Origin of the sequence: Rahnella sp. BCC 1045 (genome assembly GCF_019049615.1) — a bacterium.
GTDB lineage: Bacteria > Pseudomonadota > Gammaproteobacteria > Enterobacterales > Enterobacteriaceae > Rahnella > Rahnella contaminans.
In genome coordinates this window covers 32021-54031 of the sequence record NZ_JAFMOZ010000118.1, presented here as the reverse complement: position 1 = coordinate 54031, position 22011 = coordinate 32021, and the positions used below count along the sequence as shown (strand labels likewise).

At 54.7% G+C, this 22011-nt stretch carries 22 protein-coding genes and 1 riboswitch; of the genes, 4 read left to right on the top strand and 18 right to left on the bottom strand.

The annotated features are described in order from the left end of the window. Positions 1-301: 301 nt before the first annotated feature. The 4 genes from pbpG to J1782_RS09145 form a co-directional block, all read right to left on the bottom strand. Positions 302-1240 carry a D-alanyl-D-alanine endopeptidase gene (gene pbpG, locus J1782_RS09160; protein ID WP_217152988.1) on the bottom strand — a complete coding sequence of 313 codons (939 nt, stop codon included), beginning with the start codon at positions 1238-1240 and terminating at the stop codon, positions 302-304. Positions 1241-1480: 240 nt separating this feature from the next. Continuing rightward, on the bottom strand, positions 1481-1906 hold the full coding sequence (locus J1782_RS09155; RefSeq protein WP_152325497.1) for a VOC family protein: 426 nt from the start codon (positions 1904-1906) through the stop codon (positions 1481-1483). Positions 1907-1957: 51 nt separating this feature from the next. Continuing rightward, entirely contained in the window at positions 1958-2887 is a 930-nt protein-coding gene (gene dusC, locus J1782_RS09150) for a tRNA dihydrouridine(16) synthase DusC (RefSeq protein ID WP_152325496.1), read from the bottom strand. Between the two features lie 58 nt (positions 2888-2945). Beyond that, a complete protein-coding gene (locus tag J1782_RS09145) occupies positions 2946-4391 on the bottom strand; it encodes an MFS transporter (protein WP_152325495.1) in 1446 nt (481 codons plus the stop codon). Between the two features lie 120 nt (positions 4392-4511). Here J1782_RS09145 and J1782_RS09140 point away from each other — a divergent pair, with 120 nt between their 5' ends. Then, positions 4512-5159: a metalloregulator ArsR/SmtB family transcription factor gene (locus J1782_RS09140; RefSeq protein WP_217152987.1), complete on the top strand. Its 648-nt coding sequence runs from the start codon at positions 4512-4514 to the stop codon at positions 5157-5159. Between the two features lie 63 nt (positions 5160-5222). Here J1782_RS09140 and rhlE read toward each other — a convergent pair whose 3' ends face one another. Next, the gene (gene rhlE, locus J1782_RS09135) at positions 5223-6632 is read right to left on the bottom strand and encodes an ATP-dependent RNA helicase RhlE (protein ID WP_152325493.1); all 1410 of its coding nucleotides are present in this window, start codon (positions 6630-6632) and stop codon (positions 5223-5225) included. A 377-nt stretch (positions 6633-7009) separates the two neighbouring features. Between rhlE and J1782_RS09130 the strand changes: the two genes are divergently transcribed. After that, positions 7010-8212: a multidrug efflux MFS transporter gene (locus J1782_RS09130; RefSeq protein WP_152325492.1), complete on the top strand. Its 1203-nt coding sequence runs from the start codon at positions 7010-7012 to the stop codon at positions 8210-8212. A gap of 105 nt (positions 8213-8317) precedes the next feature. Here the strand turns inward: J1782_RS09130 and J1782_RS09125 are convergent, their stop codons facing one another. The 6 genes from J1782_RS09125 to moaA form a co-directional block, all read right to left on the bottom strand. Beyond that, positions 8318-9028, bottom strand: coding sequence for a Bax inhibitor-1/YccA family protein (locus J1782_RS09125; RefSeq protein WP_013576373.1), 711 nt, complete (start codon positions 9026-9028; stop codon positions 8318-8320). A gap of 118 nt (positions 9029-9146) precedes the next feature. Beyond that, entirely contained in the window at positions 9147-9599 is a 453-nt protein-coding gene (gene moaE / locus J1782_RS09120) for a molybdopterin synthase catalytic subunit MoaE (protein WP_152325490.1), read from the bottom strand. A 1-nt stretch (position 9600) separates the two neighbouring features. After that, entirely contained in the window at positions 9601-9846 is a 246-nt protein-coding gene (gene moaD, locus J1782_RS09115) for a molybdopterin synthase sulfur carrier subunit (RefSeq protein ID WP_165059518.1), read from the bottom strand. Beyond that, positions 9843-10346, bottom strand: coding sequence for a cyclic pyranopterin monophosphate synthase MoaC (moaC, locus tag J1782_RS09110; protein WP_217152986.1), 504 nt, complete (start codon positions 10344-10346; stop codon positions 9843-9845). The genes moaD and moaC overlap by 4 nt, the downstream gene beginning before the upstream one ends. A 2-nt stretch (positions 10347-10348) precedes the next feature. Beyond that, the gene (moaB, locus tag J1782_RS09105; RefSeq protein WP_101077326.1) at positions 10349-10861 is read right to left on the bottom strand and encodes a molybdenum cofactor biosynthesis protein B; all 513 of its coding nucleotides are present in this window, start codon (positions 10859-10861) and stop codon (positions 10349-10351) included. Between the two features lie 31 nt (positions 10862-10892). After that, on the bottom strand, positions 10893-11879 hold the full coding sequence (moaA, locus tag J1782_RS09100; RefSeq protein ID WP_152325487.1) for a GTP 3',8-cyclase MoaA: 987 nt from the start codon (positions 11877-11879) through the stop codon (positions 10893-10895). Next, positions 11869-12026, bottom strand: a riboswitch (molybdenum cofactor riboswitch). It overlaps the preceding gene by 11 nt. 296 nt (positions 12027-12322) lie before the next feature. Between moaA and yvcK the strand changes: the two genes are divergently transcribed. After that, the gene (gene yvcK / locus J1782_RS09095) at positions 12323-13231 is read left to right on the top strand and encodes a uridine diphosphate-N-acetylglucosamine-binding protein YvcK (protein WP_152325486.1); all 909 of its coding nucleotides are present in this window, start codon (positions 12323-12325) and stop codon (positions 13229-13231) included. 65 nt (positions 13232-13296) lie between these two features. Here yvcK and J1782_RS09090 read toward each other — a convergent pair whose 3' ends face one another. From J1782_RS09090 to uvrB, 3 genes are read right to left on the bottom strand one after another with little or no spacing between them, the layout of a single operon-like run. Beyond that, positions 13297-13821: an isochorismatase family protein gene (locus tag J1782_RS09090; protein ID WP_152325485.1), complete on the bottom strand. Its 525-nt coding sequence runs from the start codon at positions 13819-13821 to the stop codon at positions 13297-13299. A 40-nt stretch (positions 13822-13861) separates the two neighbouring features. Beyond that, entirely contained in the window at positions 13862-14230 is a 369-nt protein-coding gene (locus J1782_RS09085; protein WP_152325484.1) for a VF530 family DNA-binding protein, read from the bottom strand. Between the two features lie 52 nt (positions 14231-14282). Continuing rightward, the gene (uvrB, locus tag J1782_RS09080) at positions 14283-16289 is read right to left on the bottom strand and encodes an excinuclease ABC subunit UvrB (protein ID WP_217152985.1); all 2007 of its coding nucleotides are present in this window, start codon (positions 16287-16289) and stop codon (positions 14283-14285) included. 1144 nt (positions 16290-17433) lie between these two features. Here uvrB and J1782_RS09075 point away from each other — a divergent pair. Then, a complete protein-coding gene (locus J1782_RS09075) occupies positions 17434-18144 on the top strand; it encodes an ABC transporter ATP-binding protein (protein ID WP_152325482.1) in 711 nt (236 codons plus the stop codon). 9 nt (positions 18145-18153) lie between these two features. Here J1782_RS09075 and bioD read toward each other — a convergent pair whose 3' ends face one another. The 4 genes from bioD to bioB form a co-directional block, all read right to left on the bottom strand. Continuing rightward, positions 18154-18843, bottom strand: a complete 690-nt coding sequence (bioD, locus tag J1782_RS09070; protein WP_208951618.1) for a dethiobiotin synthase — start codon at positions 18841-18843, stop codon at positions 18154-18156. A gap of 127 nt (positions 18844-18970) precedes the next feature. Continuing rightward, entirely contained in the window at positions 18971-19762 is a 792-nt protein-coding gene (gene bioC / locus J1782_RS09065; RefSeq protein WP_152325480.1) for a malonyl-ACP O-methyltransferase BioC, read from the bottom strand. Further along, a complete protein-coding gene (gene bioF, locus J1782_RS09060; RefSeq protein WP_152325479.1) occupies positions 19746-20897 on the bottom strand; it encodes an 8-amino-7-oxononanoate synthase in 1152 nt (383 codons plus the stop codon). The genes bioC and bioF overlap by 17 nt, the downstream gene beginning before the upstream one ends. 2 nt (positions 20898-20899) lie before the next feature. Further along, positions 20900-21937, bottom strand: a complete 1038-nt coding sequence (gene bioB / locus J1782_RS09055; protein ID WP_152325478.1) for a biotin synthase BioB — start codon at positions 21935-21937, stop codon at positions 20900-20902. Between the last annotated feature and the right edge of the window lie 74 nt (positions 21938-22011).

Sequence of the window (22011 nt, the reverse complement as noted above, 5' to 3'; positions counted from 1 at the left end):
TCATTGGCTTAGCCAACTTAGCTGATGACGACAAAAGGGTGTGATAAGGAGAAAACATGAAAATTATTCTGTGGATCATCGCCATCATCTTTATCGTTGGCTTACTGACCCTGACAGGGGTGTTTAAACTGATTTTCTAAAAATCGTCAGTCTGTATATAAAACAAAAGTCCGGCACCTGCGCCGGACTTTTTAGTTTGAACAATCTTAATACCCTAAATAATTCGTGTCGCAGGAAGGCGGCAAGTAAAGGTTACCCGGATCACGGCCAATACACCTGCGGCATGAGGGTTAACGGGTATTTAATCGTCAGCTTCTTCTATCGATGGCTGAGATTTCTGCTGCTCTTTCTGCTTACGGTAGTTCTTGGCAATCTGCGGAACAGGCACGGTTTTTCCGGTTTCCATCCAGGTGCGCAGACGGTTCGCATCCGCAAAGGCGGTAAATTTCCCGAACGCGTCCATCACCACCAGCGTGACCGGTTTGCCGTTGATGGTGGTGCGCATCGCCAGACAATGACCGGCAACGTCGGTATAACCGGTTTTGGTCAACTGAATGTTCCACGACGGATTCATGATCAGATGGTTGGTATTGCGGAACGGCAGTGCGTAGGCCGGATGGCTGAACACCGCAGTTTTCTCAGCCGTGGTACTGAGCTGGCCGATCAGCGGATAGCGCTGCGAAGCCAGCAGCAATCGCGTTAAATCGCGCGCCGTGGAAACGTTTCGCGGCGAAAGCCCGGTCGGCTCCACATAATGGGTATGGGTCATGCCGAGGGATTTCGCTTTGGCATTCATCGCATTGATAAACGCCGAATACCCCCCCGGATAATGCGCCGCCAGGCTGGCCGCCGCACGGTTTTCGGAAGACATCAGCGCCAGCTGAATCATCTGGCGGCGGGTAATTTCACTGTTGAGTTTTACGCGGGAAAACACACCACGCATTTCAGGCGTATTGCTGATATCAACGTTGATCACTTCATCCAGCGGCAGATTCGCATCCAGCGTCACCATCGCGGTCATCAGTTTGGTCAGGGAGGCAATCGGCCTCACTTCATCCGGATTTCGGGAATAAATCACTTCGTGGCTTTTAAGATCCACCACCATGGCGCTGCCTGAAGCAATTTGAACAATGGGAGCGACGGCCTGCTCATGTTTTGCAGCGAAGGCGGCAGGTGCAGACAACATGCCTGTATTTAAGGCTAATAAGCTCAGAACCAGAAGACGAATTTTCACATGCATTGCTCTGTATTTAAGAAAGTTGTCATGAAGTTATGTCGGAACAGCGGCGGGAATTATAAGTGACAGGAATAGTCTTAGCACTCGCAATTTTCAAATCTATTTGTCACAAAGTCTGTCACAACCACCCGCAGACCGTGCAATGGCGAGTTAGTGAACACTTGCGTAAGATTGAAGGGAGTTCAGACGACAACGGGTAGGGTTTTAGCTCCCTGCCCGTTTTTATTATTGATTATCCGGCAATTACTGATGGTCGATTAAATAACCGATTTCCTGCCCGTAGGAAAGTTCGAGCGTATTTCCATCCGGATCATCGAGAAAAGCCCAATAGCCGACAGGCGCGCCGGAATCTGTCGGTTCCTGACGCAAAACGCCCGCATCACGCGCTTCGGCAAGTTTGTTGTCCATCGCTTCTTTCGAGGCACAGGCAATACCGAGATGCCCGAACGGGCCGAGTTGAGTGTCGGTAGAATGCGGGTCTTCTGCCAGGACCAGGGCAAAGTGGCGGGTCATGTCGCTGAGCCAGGCAACAGGCCGGACGGGGGTGCCTTTTTCGCCGCGCCGGTGGATGACTTTCATTCCGGCAAATTGCTGATAGAAAGCGATACTGGCGTCGAGATCTTTAACGGCAAAAGCTATGTGACTCAGGCCGATGTCTTTATTGTCCATGATACTCCTCCATTTTTAAGCGTTGCCGCGTGGAGAAGTCATGGAATTCAGTCACCGGTTAATGCGTCCGGCAATTTCCTTCGACGTCTTCAGCACGCGCACTTCAGTAAATAACTCTGTCGCCTCTTCGTACTCTTTACGCAAATAACTCAGCCACTGTTTGATACGCGCTACGTGATACAAACCGGTATCACCCTGCTTTTCCAGACGGGTATATTTCTGCAACAGCGTCATCACGTCCGCCCACGGCATACGCGGTTCGTTGTACTTCACCACGCGGCTGAGATTGGGAATATTCAGCGCGCCGCGCCCGATCATGACGGCGTCACAGCCGGTGGTTTGCATACAAGCCTGAGCGCTGGCGTAATCCCAGATTTCACCGTTGGCAATCACAGGAATACTCAGCCGCTGACGGATTTCGCCAATCGCCTGCCAGTTAATCCGCTCAGGTTTGTAACCGTCTTCTTTGGTGCGCCCGTGCACGGTGAGTTCTGTCGCGCCCGCCTGTTGTACGGCGTCAGCGATTTCAAAACTGTGCTCCAGAGAATCCCAGCCCAGACGTACTTTTACCGTCACCGGCAAATGCGCTGGCACCGCGGCGCGCATGGCTTTAGCGCCCTGATAAATCAGCTCCGGGTCTTTGAGTAACGTGGCGCCCCCGCCGCTGCCGTTAACCATTTTCGACGGGCAGCCGCAGTTGAGATCCACGCCGTAAGAGCCCAGTTCAGTGGCACGGGCGGCGTTTTCAGCCAGCCATTCGGGATACTGACCGAGAAGCTGTACACGAACCCGTGTGCCGGAAGGCGTGCGGCTGTCGTGTTCTAATTCCGGACACAGGCGATGGAAGACTTTGACGGGAAGCAGCTGATCCACCACACGCACAAACTCAGTGATGCACAAATCGTAGTCGTTCACTTCGGTGAGAAGTTCACGAACCAGGGGATCAAGCACACCTTCCATCGGAGCCAGTAATACGCGCATCGCAGTTCAACCTTTAAAAATGACGCGCAAGATTACCGCATGGCCCGCCGCCGGGCAATTACCCCTGTGACAAATCGCGGCTCAGGTGTTCCGGCGCACTGCCACTGGCCTGCCGGGCTTTCACCGAACGCCAGGCAATCCACACCGCCAGAAACGCCGGAACAGCAAACAGCAGGAACATCCAGAACGCGGCATTGGCAGCGCCCGCATCGCCCTGATTCACGCCGGAGAAGTTAGCCACCGTTCCGGCCAGCGCGGCACCCAGCGCGGAGGCGAAAGACTGCACGACGGTGATCGACGCACCGGCTTTTTCGCGATCTTCCTCCGGTGCCTGTTGCAGGACGCGGGTCAGCAGGTGTGGCCAGCCCAGCCCGATGCCAAAACCGGCCAGCGTCAGCCCGAGCACTACCCCGCTGATATTCAGCCACGGCATTCCGAAAGCCACCGGCACGGTGAACAGCAATAGCAGCAAGCCGGCAGCCAGAATCAGCGGGCCGGAAACAATGGCGTTGTCGGCACGACGCCCCGTCCAGCCCGAGCTGGCGACTTCACTTAACGTCCAGCCCGCGGCGGCGGCGGCAGTAATATATCCGGCAGCCAGCGGTGTCTGGCCGTGCAAATGTTGCAGCAGATAAGGCACAAACAGCTCGCAGCCCAGGCCGATAATCAGCAACGACATCACCAGATACAGGCCATAAAGCGGCGATGAACGGCGCAGCGCGTTACGCGGCAACAGCCTGACATTGGCGGTAAACTCCCGGTGGCGCAGGATAAGGATCATCACCACCGCAATCACAAAACCGAGCAGATTAATCAGCCCGTGCGAAGACAGGCTGCCCGCCGAAACCACCAGCACCGCGCCGGTCAGCAGCGCCAGTTGCATCAGCGGCAACGGTTCTTCCGGTTGTTTCTCCCGCTGAGATTTAGGCAGGATCCGCCAGACCCACAAGCCAAATAATGACGTGACCGGCAGAAGCAGACCAAATGCCCAGCGCCACGCGTGCAGCTCTGCAAAAATGCCGCCGACCGCCGGGCCGACCAGCGTCGCAATCCCCCACATCGCGGAGATCAGCGCCATCGCGCGGGGCCAGAGAGATTCTTTAAACAGAAGATTAATCATCGCGTAAGAAAGCGCGAACAGGAAACCGCCACCCAGCCCCTGCAAGGCGCGCCCGACAAGCAACACCGGCATACTCGGCGCAACGGTACAAAGCGCAGCACCGGCGATGAAAATACCGGTCGCCATAAGATAACTGCCGCGCGGTCCGGCGGTTCGCATCAGCCGGGCAGAAAGCGCCGAGCCGAGAATCGAGCAGACGACGTAAAGCGTGGTGTTCCATGCGTACCACGCCAGCCCGCCGATATCCTGCACTACGGATGGCAAAATCGTAATCACGATGTAGCTGTTGGTGGCGTATAGCGCGACGCCGGCGCTCAGGGTGATGGCACTTCCCCGGTTTTCCGCACTGAATAAATCCTTCCAGCCGCTCTGACTTTCCGACATTTCTCTTCGTCCCTTTGGTTTATGTTTTCCGCACATTGAAGCGCGTTGTGATTATGGTATGATTAAAACAAGAATTTACTTGGAATATGTTTTACCTAATCTAGAACCCGGCGAGGCGATATGTCAAGCAACGACTTGGAAAATAAAAATGACGTCCGGCAAAGCGTCGCTGAGCGCTTAATGACGCTGCTGAAAACCCGCGGGGAAATGCAGGCCAGCGATGCGGGTCATCTGCTGGGCACAACCGGCGAAGCGGCGCGGCAGCAATTTGTAAAGCTGGCTAAAGACGGTCTGGTTGAAGCGAAAGCCGTGTCACAGGGTGTCGGGCGGCCGGCACAATACTGGCAACTCACCGCCAAAGGGCATGCGCACTTCCCCGACGCGCACGCTGATCTGACCGTACAACTTCTTCAGCTTATCCGCACGTCGCTGGGCGAATCCGCGCTGGATCAGCTGATTACATCGCGTGAAAGCCAGACGCTGGATAATTACCGGCAAGCGATGAAAGGCGCGAATTCGCTGGAAGAAAGGCTGCAACGGCTGACGGCAATCCGCACCCGCGAAGGGTATATGGCGGACTGGACATTGCAGAAAGACGGCAGTTATCTGTTTGTCGAAAACCACTGCCCGATTTGCGCCGCCGCAACGACCTGTCAGGGTTTTTGCCGCGCCGAGCGGGATGTCTTCCGTGATGTGCTGGAGGCGAACGTTGAACGCACCGAGCATATTTTACAGGGCGCGCGCCGCTGCGCGTATGTGATCCGTTAGCCGGATTTCAGGCGAAAAAAAACCGCCGGTTAAGGCGGTTTGATTGCAGAGCAGTGATGACAATTACTTATTGCCGCTGCCTGCATTTCCGGTACGGCGCTGGCCTGCATGCGCAGGACGCGAACGTGCCGGACGGTTTTCAGCTGAACCACGGTTATCTGAACCACGGTTTTCAGAGGTACCGCTGCGCTGACCGTTTCCGCCCTGACGCGGAGCACCGGAACGTGGAGCACCAGAGCGCGGTGCACCCGGACGCTGGCCCTGACGAGGCGCGCCACGACCGCCGCCGCCATTACCCTGACGACCATTGATGATCGGCTCAGCTTTGATGCTCGGGTCTGGCTCGTAACCTTCCAGCGCGATACGCGGGATTTCACGTTTCAGCAGACGCTCGATGTCACGCAGCAGTTTGTGTTCATCCACGCACACCAGAGAAATCGCTTCACCAGTGGCTTCAGCACGACCGGTACGGCCAATACGGTGAACGTAATCTTCCGGTACGTTTGGCAGTTCATAGTTCACAACGTGTGGCAGCTGATCGATATCCAGACCGCGCGCGGCGATGTCGGTGGCGACCAGAACACGGATTGAACCGGCTTTGAAATCGGCCAGCGCACGGGTACGCGCGCCCTGACTTTTGTTGCCGTGAATTGCTGCGGCAGTGATGCCGTCTTTATTCAGCTGTTCAGCAAGATGGTTCGCGCCGTGTTTGGTACGGTTGAACACCAGCACCTGTTTCCAGTCGCCTTCACCGATCATCTGAGACAGCAATTCTCTTTTACGTTTCTTATCAACAAAGTGGACGCTTTGTTCAATTTGCGCAGAAGCGGTGTTGCGACGGGCCACTTCAACAGAAGCAGGGTTGGTCAGCAACTTGCTCGCCAGACCTTTGATCTCATCAGAGAACGTCGCGGAGAACAGCAGGTTCTGACGCTTGGCAGGCAGCTTCGCCAGCACGCGACGGATATCATGGATGAAGCCCATATCCAGCATGCGGTCAGCTTCATCAAGCACCAGGATTTCAACCTGAGATAAATCCACAGCACGCTGATGTTCCAGATCCAGCAAACGACCCGGCGTTGCGATCAGCACATCCACACCACCGCGCAGTTTCATCATCTGCGGGTTGATGCTTACACCACCAAATACCACCAGCGAACGCAGGGTCAGGTATTTGCTGTAAGCCTGGACGTTTTCACCAATCTGCGCCGCCAGCTCACGGGTTGGGGTCAGGATCAGCGCACGAACCGGGCGACGTCCTTTGAATTGCGCGTTGGTATGGCTGAGCATGTTGAGCAGCGGCAGTGTAAAACCAGCGGTTTTACCGGTACCGGTCTGCGCACTCGCCATCAGGTCACGACCTTCAAGCACGACAGGAATAGCCTGACGCTGAATAGGCGTAGGTTCGCGATAGCCCTGTTCTTCAACAGCACGCAAAATTTCGGCACTTAAGCCGAGGGAATCAAATGACATATAAGGAAAAGCTCCAGTCCACTCTAACCCGAACGGGGTTCGGTGCAGTTTCAAGAGTGGATGATCAGACGAGGCAAATGAGGCATTACCACGAGGATTCGGCACAAACTGCAGTGCGCCAGTTGGGTGGATACTAGCACAAAACGCCGCCATGCGTGAAGTTATCTCCTTTTTGCCTGTAACTGACGGTTACAACGGCAGGATCGGGTCACAGTTTCAGGCCGCATAATCTGCCGCGATAATCCGAAACTTTGATACAGGATAATCAATTATAAAGCTGATGAATGGGTTCCCACTTTTTGCGTCCCACTTCACAGATTTGATTGCTATGCTTCGTTTCTCACACTCCTCTGTCCATAAGGCCATACCGCTGCAACATGGAAACCTGGAAAGTAAATTTAATCTCCGTCTGGCTCGGCTGTTTTTTTACCGGCATGGCGATGAGTCAGATCCTGCCTTTTTTACCGCTTTACATCGAACAACTGGGCGTGACCGATCACGCATCACTCAGTTTGTGGTCGGGTCTGGTTTTTAGCGGGACGTTTCTGGTTTCCGCTGTGGTTGCGCCGCTGTGGGGCAGCCTTGCTGACCGCAAAGGCCGCAAGCTGATGTTGTTACGCGCCGCGCTGGGCATGGCGATTGTCATGATGCTGCAGGGCTTTGCCACCAACGTCTGGCAGCTCTTCATTTTGCGTACGCTGATGGGGCTGACGTCCGGGTATATTCCCAATGCGATGGCGCTGGTCGCCTCACAGGTGCCGCGTGATAAAAGCGGCTGGGCACTGGGCACGTTATCCACCGGTCAGGTATCGGGCGTGATTATCGGCCCGCTGCTGGGTGGATTTATGGCCGACCATCTCGGCCTGCGCACGGTATTTTTCGTCACCAGCGGCATGTTGTTTATCAGCTTCCTGATCACGTTATTCCTGATCAAAGAACGCGTTGTTCCGGTCTCCAAAGCTAACCGTCTGAGCGGGAAAGCGGTCTTCACCACGTTGCCTTATCCGTGGCTTATCGTCAGCCTGTTCGTCACCACCATGATGATTCAGCTGGCGAACGGTTCTATCAGCCCGATCCTGACGCTGTTTATCCGCGAGCTTTCTTCCGATACCAGTAATATCGCCTTTATCAGCGGGGTGATTGCCGCCGTCCCGGGCGTTTCCGCGCTGATGGCCGCCCCGAAACTCGGCAAACTCGGTGACCGCATCGGCGCGCACCGGATACTTATCGCCGCGCTGGTATTTTGCTTTGTCCTTTTCTGCCTGATGGCGCTGATTAATACCCCGACGCAGCTGGGTATTCTGCGTTTCATGCTCGGTTTCGGCGATGGTGCATTGATGCCTGCGGTTCAGGCATTGCTGGTGAAATACAGCAGCGACCAGGTCACAGGGCGGATATTCGGATACAACCAGTCGTTTATGTACCTCGGGAACGTGGTCGGGCCGCTGATTGGCTCGAGTGCCTCAGCCCTGCTGGGGTTCCGCTGGGTGTTTATCGTCACCGCGATCCTGGTGTTGTTCAATACGGTGCAGGTGTGGTGGAGTTTCCGGCAGGTGCCGACGGGAAGAGTGAGGGTTTGATTTGCTCCTCCTCTTCGCAGGAGAGGGAGTAAAAGACCTCACCATCCGGCATAAAAAAAGGGACACTTCTCAGTGCCCCTCTCTCACATTTGAAATCAAAAACAATTACCGGCGGTTGCCGAAAATCCGCAACAACATCAGGAACAGGTTGATGAAATCCAGATACAACGTCAGTGCGCCAACGATGGAGTATTTGCGGAAGTTATCGCGATCATCAGCAGACAATTGCGCACCCATGTTTTTCAGCTTCTGCGTGTCATACGCAGTCAGGCCGACGAAGATCAGCACACCGGCGTAAGAAATGATGTTCGCGAGGCCAGAGCTTTTCAACCACATGTTGACCAGCGATGCCAGAACCAGGCCAATCAGCGCCATGAACAACATGCTGCCGATACCGGTCAGGTCACGTTTGGTCACGTAGCCGTAAACACTCATCGCACCAAACATCCCGGCGGCGACAATGAAGGTGCCGAAAATCGAGTCACCGGTGTAGACCAGGAAAATACTGGAAAGCGTCAGCCCGGTCAGCGCCGAATAGAGCATGAAGAGACCGGTAGCGACGGTGCCGCTCAGGCGGTTCACCATGCCGGAAATCACAAAGACCAGCGCCAGCTGGGCGATGATCAAACCGAAGAACGTAATCTGGCTGGAGAAAACGAAGCTCATGATTTTTTCAGAGCCGGAAGCATACCAGGCTACAAATGCGGTCAGCAGCAAGCCACAGAACATCCAGCCATACACTTGCGCCATGTACGCCTGAATGCCGGTATTCGCGCGTTCAACAATTGAACCGTTACTGCGTGGATATCGATCCATGATGATTACCCTTTTGCATGGAGGACGAAAAATGAGGCCAAAAAAGCCTCCCGATCTTCTAAGCGTATCACAGATAATGCGAAAAGCATGGGAGGTCTGCGTGCGGTTGAGCCGCTATTTACCAGCGCGCCGCCGCGACTTTATCGCTATCACGGGCATCAACCCAGCGGTCACCCTCTTCCGTCGCCTCGCGCTTCCAGAAAGGTGCGCGCGTTTTCAGCTGATCCATAATAAATTCATTGGCTTCGAACGCCATTCCACGATGCGCACTGGTGACGCCGACAAACACAATTTCATCGCCCGGATACATCGGCCCGACGCGGTGATAAACAGAAACACTTTGCAAAGGCCAGCGCGCACGCGCCTGCTCAACAATCTCCGCCAGCGCTTTTTCGGTCATGCCCGGATAGTGCTCCAGCGTCAGTGCCGTCACATGGCTGCCCAGATTGTGATTGCGCACTTTGCCGGTGAACGTCACTACCGCGCCGTCGGCGTCTGACTGCGCCAGCCAGTTGTACTCTTCGCCAACGTTAAACGGGGCGGCATCCACAATAATTTTTGTCCTGTCCATCTCAGCCCCCGGTCACTGGCGGGAAGAACGCCACTTCGTCGCCCGCTACCAGCGGATGCGCCATCGTGGTCAGCGTCTGGTTAACAGCCACCAGCAGTTTGCCGGATTCCAGCGCCAGTGCCCAGCGGTCACCGCGTCTGGTCAGGGAATTGCGCAAATCTTCCACGGTGGAAAAATCAGCCGGCAATTGCAGGCCGGACGTCCCGGTTAACTCACGAACCTGGGCGAAGAATAAAATGTCGATCATATTTCCACCTTACCTTCAGCCTTGCTTTCCGCCTTAAAGTCGCCTGATTTACCGCCGCTTTTTTCCAGCAGGCGGATCGGGCCGATCACCATATCTTTCTGTACCGCTTTGCACATGTCGTAAATGGTCAGCGCCGCTACAGAAGCCGCCGTCAGCGCTTCCATTTCCACACCGGTTTTGCCGCTCAGACGACAGCTGGATTCGATGCGCACGCGGTGATGTTCCGGCTGAGCTTCCAGATTCACTTCCACTTTGGTCAGCAGTAACGGATGACACAGCGGGATTAAATCCCAGGTCTTTTTGGCTGCCTGAATCCCGGCGATACGCGCCGTGGCAAAGACATCACCTTTGTGGTGATTGCCATTAATAATCATCGCCAGCGTGTCAGCGGCCATTTCTACAAACGCTTCTGCACGCGCTTCGCGAACCGTTTCGGCTTTACCGGAAACGTCCACCATGTGGGCATCACCGGAAGCATTAATGTGGGTTAATTCAGACATTCTTATTTCTTCAAATGTGGGGTGAAATTGCACGGTCCCTGACGGGCGTCGAGCTGTGCTTCAATGATATTTTCCCAGGCGGTCTGGCAGGCGCGGGTTGATCCCGGCATGGCAAAAATCACCGTCTGATTGGCAATACCGCCGATGGCGCGTGACTGAATGGTCGAGGTGCCGATATCTTCGAAAGACACCATACGGAACAGCTCGCCGAAACCTTCAATTTCACGGTCAAATAACGGCTTCAGGGCTTCCGGCGTATTGTTGCCCGCGTTAAATCCGGTACCGCCGTTGATCAGAATGGCCTGGATCTTTTCATCTGCAATCCACGCAGAAACCACGGCGCGAATGCTGTAAATGCTCTCTTTAACAATTTGCTGCGCCACAACGTGGTGGCCGCCTTCGGTCACGGCTTCTTTCAGGTAATGGCCGGAGGTATCTTCCGCGTCGGTGCGGCGGTCAGAAACCGTCATGATCGCCACAGATAACGGCAAAAATTCTTTGCTGGCTTTGCTCATCAGTTTGCTCCTTAAACGATTAATGCCGGACTCAGCCGCCGATAAACGACAGGTTCTGGGTTATTCCGGTATTGCCTTCATGCAGGAAGTGCGTTTGTTTTTTACGGCTGAGGCCGCCCTGGATCCTGTCCATCAAATCGTCCTGCTGCATGTCGTCGGCTAATAAATCGCGCAGCGGAATGCCCTGCTCGCCGAAAAGACACAAATGCAGATTGCCGATGGCTGAGACGCGCAGCCGGTTACAGCTGGCGCAGAAGTCTTTTTCGTACGGCATGATCAGACCGATTTCACCGAGATAATCCGGATGGCTGAACACCTGCGCCGGGCCGTCACTGCGGGAACGAACCTGTAACTGCCAGCCCTGACGCACCAGCTGTTCGCGCAGGACTTCGCCGGATACATGGTGTTTGCGGAACAGGTCGCCGCCGTCGCCGGTTTCCATCAGTTCGATGAAACGCAGCTGAATCGGACGGGTTTTAATCCAGTCGAGGAAGGTGTTCAGACTGGCGTGATTCACATCGCGCATCAGCACGGTATTGACTTTGACCTTGCTGAAACCAGCGTCAAACGCGGCGTCAATGCCGGCCATCACATCGCGGAATTTATCCTGGCCGGTGATGGCGTGAAACTGGCGGGCATCAAGGCTGTCGACGCTGACGTTAATGTTTGTCAGCCCCGCATCACGCCATTTGCTGATATCACGCGCCATGCGGTAACCGTTGGTGGTCACGGCCAGCGTTTTAATTGAGGGGTTTTCGCGAACGGCGGCAATGATGTCGCAGAAGTCACGGCGCAGCGACGGTTCTCCACCGGTCAGGCGCACTTTTTCCGTTCCAAGATTGGCGAACGCGCGACTGACCCGACGGATTTCATCGAGCGAAAGAAAGCTTTTATTGCTGTGCCCGTGCGGCTTATAACCGTCCGGCAGACAATAGGTGCAACGAAAATTGCACACGTCAGTGATCGACAGCCGCAAGTAATAAAACTTGCGGGCAAAAGCATCAGTAAGTTGAAGCACCTAAACACCTTTCCAAATACGGGAGATGCGGGCATTTCTGCCATGCACCCTGGTGACTGATTGTCACGGCCAGGGCTCCATATTGTTTCTGTGGGAACAACGTCAGAAAGGCAACTTAGGAACCAGGGCTAGGAGTTGATTCAACACGTTCATTGCAGAACGATGAAGAATTCGGGTAACGGACTACAGTTTAACGCTCTGAAGACCGGATCGCCAAGGTGGTTTTTCGTTATGCATTTTGATATATAACGATTTTTCACAACAAAAGAGAGCATTTTCAACGATAAAACCGCTTGATTTTGAAAGCGCTGAGAGTGCTGCGAAGGGATAACATCCTGTTGCAAAATTAGGTAAAATCTCCCGGCGACACAAGTCTCTGCAGCATCATTATTGTGCCCTGAGCACGCACTATTCTCACCTCTGGCCGCTTCACAAGGATCTTTATGCGCAATCGAACATTAGCTGACCTCGACCGGGTGGTGGCATTAGGCGGAGGGCACGGCCTGGGCCGCGTAATGTCTTCTCTTTCTTCGCTGGGCCCGCGTCTCACCGGCATTGTGACCACGACCGACAACGGCGGTTCAACCGGCCGTATCCGTCGTTCGGTGGGCGGCATCGCCTGGGGCGATATGCGCAACTGCCTCAACCAGCTGATCACCGAACCGAGCTTAGCCTCTGCGATGTTCGAATACCGCTTCAGCGGCCAGGGCGAACTGGACGGACACAATCTCGGCAACCTGATGCTGCGCGCACTGGATCACCTGACCGTCCGTCCGCTGGAAGCGATCAATCTGGTGCGCAGCCTGCTGAAAGTGGACGCTGAGCTGATTCCGATGTCCGAACAACCGGTAGATTTAGCCGCGATCGACGCAACCGGTCAGCGGGTTCACGGCGAAGTAAACGTCGATAAACTGACGCAAATCCCGCGGGAATTACTGCTGGAGCCACAGGTTCCGGCCACACGCGAAGCGTTGCACGCCATCGCCGAAGCGAACCTCATCCTGATTGGCCCCGGAAGTTTCTTTACCAGCCTGATGCCGCTGTTGCTGATGGAAGATCTCACCACCGCCCTGCGCCGCAGCCGTGCGCACATCGTATATATCGGGAATCTGGGGAAAGAGCTGAGCGTTGCTGCGGCGTCGCTGACCCTGGATGACAAACTGGATATGATCGAAAAGCGCATTGGCCGTCGCGCTGATGCCGCGATTGTCGGGCCGAAAGTGACGCTGGGCGAAAGTGCCAAAGCGCATCTGATTATTCAAAGCCCGCTGGAAGCCAGTGATATTCCGTATCGCCATGACCGCGATATGTTGCGGATGGCAGTAGAAGAAGCGCTGCAAAAGATGCTCTGATTTATCATTAGCAGAAATACGAAAGGCCGCGTAAAGCGGCCTTTTTGACGTTTGGGAAACCGAATTTACTGCCAGTCAGCCAGAATTTCTGCGGTGGTTTTTACTGTGACCGGATTGCCGGGCACGGATAATTCACGCCACACTTCGTTATGCTGACCAATCAGTTGCTGCGCGGTAACATGCGTACGGTCGCCGGTTGTATGCGCATCCGACGCAACGGTCACGGCATAACCTTTGCTGGCGGCGACTTTGATGGTCGTATCCACACAATAATCTGTCGCACAACCACAAACCGTAAAACGGGTCGTGTTCAGTTCCTGTAGTACCGCGTCCAGCGTGGTGCGATAGAAAGAATCACAGGCGGTTTTGGTGACAGAAATCGCTCCTTCGGGCTGATGTAGCTCAGGCAAAACCTGCCAGAATTCGCTGCCTTCGGTCATTTCACCTTCAGCGTGCTGAATGAAGATGACGCGCCCTGCCCGGTCAATCAGCTGATTAATACGCTCAGCCCGTCCGCTGCGGTCATAACGCGGGGAAGCGAAAACGCCGTTTTGCATATCCACCACAATAAGAACATGTTGCTCTGACACGACTCTTTCCCTCAAATGAACACAATGAAATGCAAATGATTTACTTTTTCACCAGCGGATGATTATTCCACGGGCTGTCGGCGGCAGGTTTCACGGTACTGACTTTAGGCTTTTGCGGCTTTTCAGCGGAGAGCGGCGTGCGACGTTTGCTGCGCGTCATATCAGGGCGCAAATGGCCTTCGATAAAATCCAGATACAGCGTTTCCACTTCCTTACGCGCCCAGGGCGTGCGGCGCAGAAATTTCAGACTGGACTTGATGCTCGGATCGCTTTTGAAGCAGTTGATATTGACCTGCGAGGCCAGTGCGGGCCAGCCAAAATTATCCACCAGCGTTGTCAGCAGTTTTTCCAGCGTGACACCGTGCAACGGATCTTTCGCCGCACCGGGATTTTGTGGTGTATCAGTCATTGGCTCGCTTTTCCTTATCAATTTTCAGGCCGCGCACTTTATCATTTTTCCCTTACGAAAGAGCAATAAACTGTTCACGCAGGGCGTGGAGTTCGTCACGTGTATTGGCCGCTTCTTCGAATTCCAGATTCTGGGCGTGCGCATACATCTTGCTTTCCAGCTCTTTAATGCGTTGTTCCAGCGCTTTAGGCGTAAGCGATTTGTAGGTTTGCGCCGCTTCGGCATCGCGCTTGTCTTTGTTCTTTTTGTTCTTCGGCTGGCCCAGTTGCAGGATATCGGAAATCTTCTTGTTCAGGCCCATCGGCGTAATGCCGTTTTCCAGGTTGTAAGCTTCCTGTTTCGCACGACGACGCTCCGTTTCACCGATAGCTTTGGCCATTGAATTCGTGATTCTGTCGCCGTAAAGAATGGCTTTACCGTTGAGGTTACGCGCCGCACGACCAATGGTCTGGATAAGCGAACGTTCAGAACGCAGGAAACCCTCTTTGTCGGCATCAAGGATTGCCACCAGAGAAACTTCCGGCATATCCAGCCCTTCCCTCAGCAAGTTGATGCCCACCAGCACATCGAATTCACCGAGACGCAAATCGCGAATGATCTCCACGCGCTCGACAGTATCGATATCAGAGTGCAGGTAACGCACCTTCTCGCCGTGTTCTTCCAGATACTCGGTCAAATCCTCGGCCATGCGTTTGGTCAGCGTGGTGACCAGCACACGCTCATTGATGGCAACGCGTTTGCGGATTTCAGACAGCAGATCGTCAACCTGCGTGGTCACCGGGCGCACTTCAATAATCGGATCCAGCAAGCCGGTCGGACGCACCACCTGATCCACCACATCGCCGCCGGATTTATCCAGCTCGTAAGCGCCTGGCGTGGCGGAAACATAAATCGTCTGCGGCGCCAGTGCTTCAAATTCTTCAAAACGCATCGGGCGGTTATCCAGCGCCGATGGCAGGCGGAAACCGTATTCCACCAGCGTTTCTTTACGCGAGCGGTCACCTTTGTACATCCCGCCGATTTGCGGAATGGTGACGTGGGATTCATCGACTATCAGCAAACCGTCGGCAGGCAGATAGTCAAACAGTGTCGGCGGCGGCTCGCCCGGCCCGCGCCCTGAAAGGTAGCGCGAATAGTTTTCGATACCCGAGCAATAACCCAGCTCATTCATCATTTCGAGATCAAACTGCGTACGCTGGCTGAGACGCTGTTCTTCGAGCAGTTTGTTGTTATCCAGCAACACCTTGCGGCGATCGGCCAGATCGACTTTGATCTCTTCCATCGCCTGCAAAATACGTTCACGCGGGGTGACGTAGTGCGTTTTCGGGTAAATTGTGAAACGCGGAACTTCGTGCTGCACCTGACCGGTCAGCGGATCGAAAAGGGAAAGGCGCTCGACTTCCTGATCGAAAAGCTCGATGCGCAGCGCCAGATCGTCCGATTCCGCCGGGAAGACGTCGATCACTTCGCCACGGACGCGGAAAGTACTGCGCTGGAAAACCTGATCATTGCGGGCATATTGCAGCTCGGCCAGACGGCGCACGATCGCGCGCTGATCGATAATCATCCCTTTGGTCAGATGGAGCATCATTTTCAGATACAGATCCGGGTCGCCCAGACCGTAGATCGCCGAAACGGATGCCACCACGATGACGTCGCGGCGCTCAAGCAGCGCTTTGGTCGCGGAAAGTCGCATCTGCTCGATGTGTTCGTTCACCGAGGAATCTTTTTCGATAAACGTGTCTGAACTCGGGACATACGCTTCTGGCTGATAATAATCGTAGTAAGAAACAAAATATTCGACGGCGTTCTCCGGGAAGAACTCTTTCATTTCGCCATATAGCTGGGCCGCGAGGGTTTTATTGGGCGCGAGAACCATCGTCGGCCGGTTCAGGTCAGCAATCACGTTCGCGACGGTGAAGGTTTTACCGGAACCGGTAACGCCGAGTAACGTCTGGTGCGCCAGACCGTTCTCCAGCCCTTCTTCCAGACGGCGTATTGCCTCAGGCTGATCGCCTGATGGCTTAAATTCGGAATGCAGTTTGAACTCTTTACTCATGACGGGCTACCTGGCTGAAATGAAAACGCATAAGGCCGTACGAAAGGCGCTCACGGAAAAACAGTATGAAAGACTCCGCGAATTTTGCCAGCCTTGATTTTACCGCCCTATAGTACTGTATATAAAACCAGCCTCCAATCGATAAAAATCACCGGTGATTTAACAGGTTGCTTCATCTGCACTTTTTTAGGTTATTACGAAAAAGAATTCTCACCATCAGGTGACAATTATCCCCAAAATTTTTCATCCGTTAACTTTCTGACCACAGGTTGACGAATTCTGACACAACTATGACGAACGAATTACGGGCATATTGCTTTTAACTAACTCACTGATTATAAACAACATCATCAAAAAGCTGCGAATACGGGCAAAGTGAGCACAACCCGCGCCCCGACTCGTCTGTAGCATCTTTTCTTACTCTCATGCACATGGTTATCCACAGGAATAGTGGATAACTCTCAGCACGCCCCGTGCTGCGGGAGTTGGCAAAAAGTGCACTTCGGACGCCGGAGGGGGGATCAGCATCTTTTTTAGTTATTTTTTCCCTTTTTTCAGACTTTATTTATGCCTATTTTGCCTAGATTTCTGGTCGGATGTTTCTTGCAAAATCCAAAAGTGCATCTCATCAGGATTTTTTTGCTTCTTACTCCCCTTACGTTTGCACCAAAATCAGAGAGAGCGGCACTGGCAAAGTGCAGTTGCCCTTTTCCCGCGTCTGACCGGTTCTGTTAAAACCTGAGCAACACTAATGAATAATCCTAAATCGCCGTGCGCCCCGCTGTTAACACCCCTGTAACTTCTCTTTTCCCCGGCACTTTTACAAACTTGGCCTGAGAGTTGCAGTGTCACTGTAGGAAGCGTTTCCTGTAGCCGGAACCGCTTTTTTCACCTGAAAGTGAAATCTGATGATTACCCTGTTTTTTGCTAAGCAAAGTCATTTTTAGTGCAAGGAAAAAGCGGTTAACCCCATTTATCACTGGTTAATGGCTGTTTATCTGTAATTGATGCTGAGAGGTTGGCCGGTAATCAACGGGATTTAATTCTGTGTTACGGCGTTAACAGCGGAACATAAATGTCAGAAATGTGACAGTGGCGGTCAAAGCGAAGTTCAGCGGAATGCTCCGTGCGGGAGGGAGGTCTGATGTTAAGTGTAAAATCAGTTAATCAGTATTATGGGCAAAAACATATTCTGTGGGATATCAATCTCGAACTGTACCGCGGTCAATGTACGTGTCTGATCGGCCGAAATGGCGTGGGGAAAACCACGCTGGTGAACTGCATTATGGGCCATCTTCCGGTGAAAAGCGGGGCGATCTCCTGGCAGTCGCGCGACGAAGAGCCTCAGAGTTTGTTAAATCTGCCAGTGGAAAGCCGTGCGCAAATCGGTATCGGTTATGTGCCACAGGGCCGGCAGATTTTTTCGCAGATGAGTGTCGATGAAAACCTGCAAATTGCCATGATGGCCAGCCGGAATAAGACGCGTCGCGTGCCTGAAGAGGTCTACGACCTGTTTCCGACGCTTAAGGAAATGGGAATGCGTAAAGCGGGAGAGCTCGATGAGAGCCAGCAGCAGCAACTGGCGATCAGCCGCGCGCTGGTTCAGGAGCCTGAACTTCTGATCCTCGACGAACCGACCGAACACACCAGCGCATCAATGGCGGCGAATATGGGTAACATCATTCACCGCCTGAACCGTGACCTTGGTCTGACGCTGCTTCTGGTCGGGCATAAATTGCCGTTCATCCGCAGCGTTGCTGACCGGTTTTGTCTGGTGGACGGCGGGCGCAACGTAGCGCAAGGCACGCTGGCACAGCTTGACGAGACGTTAATCAAAAATTATCTGACGGTCTGACGTCGCGCTTCATTCACCACAAGAAAGCAGACGTTCGAGATCCAGATATTGCCCCAGATTTACGTCCAGACCGGCGATCAGGAACGGGATCTCGCCCAGCAGTGGCGCAGGCAACATACGCGTGAGCGTCTCCATGTATGCCGGATGATGCTTCCCCGTTTCCTGCACATCATTGGCAATCCAGCCCGCAAGATGCAACCCACTTTGCGCGATGGCCTGCGCCGTCAGCACGGCGTGATTGATGCAGCCCAGCCGCATTCCCACCACCAACACCACCGGCAGTTGCTCGGCAATCACCCAGTCCGCAAACGTGTAATCTGCGGTCAGCGGCGTGTACCAGCCACCCGCCCCTTCCACCACCACCCAGTCAGCCAGCGGTTCGAGATGGCGCAATCCGGCGGATAACACCTGCGGATCAATCGGGCGCTTTTCCAGCTCGCTGACGATATGCGGCGACGTCGGCTCGATAAACGTACACGGATTCACTTCGTCATAACGCAGTCCGACGGTGCTGTAAGCCTGAAGCGCCAGCGCGTCGCTGTTGCGCGGCCCTTCTGCCGTCATTTCACTGCCTGATGCCACCGGTTTGTATCCGGCGGTTTGGTGTCCGGCGCGCGCTGCCGCCTGCAAAAATGCGGTTGTGGCAACGGTTTTTCCGACTTCGGTGTCGGTGCCGGTAATAAAGTATTTTTGTTTCATGATTTATTTTAATAAAAGCCTGGTGTTGGTTCTGGCTCCCTTCCCGCAATGACATCGGATTTTGCTCCCCCCCCCTTCGCAGGGGAGGGAGCAGACCGCGCCTGTTTCAAACCCGGGAGGAGCTTTGTTAACGTGGGATAAGTTCTTCCACCTGCAAAATGCCGTAGACCAGCCGGTAGTTGAGCGGCAAAATGCCGTCGCGGCGAACGTAATGTTTTTCCAGCAATTGCAGACGCTCGCGCCCGCCCAGTCCGCCGAGGCGGCCATTTTTGATGTGCGTCGCGCCAATGCCTTTGAGCGAACGCATCAGCGACATCACGTCCGGGAATTCGGCGACGTGATCGCTGAAGGTCACTTCATGGCGATACGGTGCGCAGGCTTCGGCGATTTTGTCGGGCGTCAGGAACTGATTCACGTGACGGCGGCCATCGACTTTCATCCACGCCGCGGCCAGCTCATTGAGCGAACCTTCGGCCAACGTGGAGAAAATCACCAATCCGCCGTTGCGGGTGACGCGATGCATTTCTTCCAGCGCACGCGGCAGCGCGTTACACCACTGCACTGCCAGATTGCTGAAACAGATATCAACCGAGTTATCTGCAAACGGTAAACGCTCGATATCCCCCGGCACGTATTCATCGGCGGAATCCAGCTCGCGGGCACGGCTCAGCATGCCTTCAGAGAGATCCAGCGCAATCACGTTTTTCCCCTGAGCGCGCCAGTAACGGCTGAAATAGCCCGTCCCGCAACCGGCGTCGACAACCGTTTTTCCAGCATTTTTCAGATAAGGTTCTGCCAGCGAAAGCAACGTTTCACCCACATCACGCTGCAATTGTGCGGCGTTTTCATAACTGACGGCGGCGCGACTGAACGCGTCGGCCACCGCTTGTTTATTCACTAATTCAGTGACTGCACCCATGAAGGGACTCCAGCAAAAAATCGATATCTTCCGGCCTGTGTGCTGCCGTCAGCGTAAGACGCAGCCGCGCGCTGCCCGGAGGCACCGTCGGCGGACGGATAGCACTGACCCACAACCCGCGTTCGCGCAATGTCGCCGCCAGATCTAAAGCAGGCTGATTTTCGCCTACGATCACCGGCTGGATTGCCGTTTGTGAAGCGGTCAGCCGGTAAGGCAATCCGGAAGCCCCGGCGCGGAAACGGGCAATATTGGCCGCCAGTTTATCACGCAGGCCGTCGTCCTGCCGGACTCGTGCCAGCGCGGCCTGTAACGCGCAAACCTGCGCCGCAGGCATCGCCGTGCTGTAAATAAGATGACGCGCGAACTGCACCAGATAATCCGCGGTGGCATCATCACACAACACCGCCGCGCCACTGCACCCGAAAGCTTTACCGAATGTGACCACCAGAAGCTCAGGCCGCACACCCTGCTGCCAGCAACTGCCGCGCCCTTCTTCACCCAGGACACCCACGCCGTGCGCGTCATCCACCATCAGCCAGCTATCGTGCGATTGCGCCAGACGATGCAGTTCCGCCAGAGGTGCACCGTCGCCGTCCATGCTGAATACCCCTTCGGTCACCACCAGCGTTTCACCGTCCACCGGTTTTTTCAGCAAGCGTTGCAGGGAATCCGGCTGATTGTGATGAAAGCGCCGCAGCTGCGAAGGCGCATGGGCGGCGGCTTCCAGCAAAGAAGCGTGACTGAGTTTATCCGCCAGCACGCGATCGTCGCCCTGCATCAGCGCGGCAAGAATGGCCTGATTTGCCGCAAAGCCGGAGATAAACAGCAGCGCGCGCGGATAGCCCTGCCACTGCGCCAGCTGCTGTTCGAATTCGGCGTGCACCACGCTGTAGCCGGTGACGTGCCCGGAACCGCCGCTGCCCACGCCGTATTTTTCAGCGCCCTTCTGCCACGCGGCAATGACGTCCGCGTCCTGACTCAGGCCGAGATAATCGTTACCGGAAAAATTCAGATACCGTTTGTCACCCTGTGTCAGAAACCGCGCGCTGCCACCGTTGTTAGGCTGACGCACACGAAAAGCCGCCGCTTCTTTGCGGGCGGCAACGGCATCGTTAATCCGCGTTTGCCAGCTCATGGTCAGACGGCGGCGTTGTAGAACTGTGCGGTATCGGCATGAACCAGCTGTTCTGCCAGCGCGGCCTGTTGCTGGTTATCGCCCATTTCTGTTTCGAACACCTGCGGGTTCAGCCCCAGTTTGCCAAACAGAATGAGATCTTTATCTTCCGCCGGGTTAGGCGTGGTCAGCAGCTTGCAGCCGTAGAAAATGGAGTTGGCACCGGCCATAAAGCACATCGCCTGCGTCTGTTCGCTCATCTGTTCGCGACCGGCGGAAAGACGGACATACGACTGCGGCATCATGATGCGCGCCACGGCGATAGTGCGGATAAAATCAAACGGATCGACGTCGTCGTTATCGGCCAGCGGCGTGCCTTTCACTTTCACCAGCATGTTGATCGGCACGCTTTCCGGCGGCACCGGCAGGTTCGCCAGCTGCATCAGCAGACCGGCACGGTCTTTGACGGTTTCACCTAAACCAACAATCCCGCCGGAGCAGACTTTAATGCCCGCGCCGCGCACTTCCGACAGCGTATCCAGACGTTCCTGATAGCTGCGGGTGGTGATAATGCTGCCGTAAAATTCCGGCGAGGTATCCAGATTGTGGTTGTAGAAATCCAGACCGGCATGCGCCAGACGCTGCGCCTGCGAGGTGTTCAGCGTGCCGAGCGTCATACAGGTTTCCATCCCCAGTTCTTTCACGCCCTGCACCATTTGCTCGAGGTACGGCATGTCACGGTCGTGCGGGTTTTTCCACGCCGCGCCCATGCAGAAACGGGTTGAACCGGCGGCTTTCGCCTGACGGGCGGATTCAAGCACCTGCTCGACTTCCATCAGACGTTCAGATTCCAGCCCGGTTTTGTAACGGGAACTCTGCGGGCAGTATTTACAGTCTTCCGGACAGGCACCGGTTTTGATCGACAACAGCGTACTGACCTGAACCTGACGCGGATCGAAGTGCTGGCGGTGAACCTGCTGCGCTTCAAACATCAGCTCAAGAAAAGGTTTGGAAAACAGTGCCTGAGTTTTTTCAAGCGTCCATTGGGTGCGGGTAGTCATGCGACAACTCCAAAATAAATGTTTCGTGAACGTTTTTATGGTCGGTATACTGTCAACCATTCTCGATTCGTTTT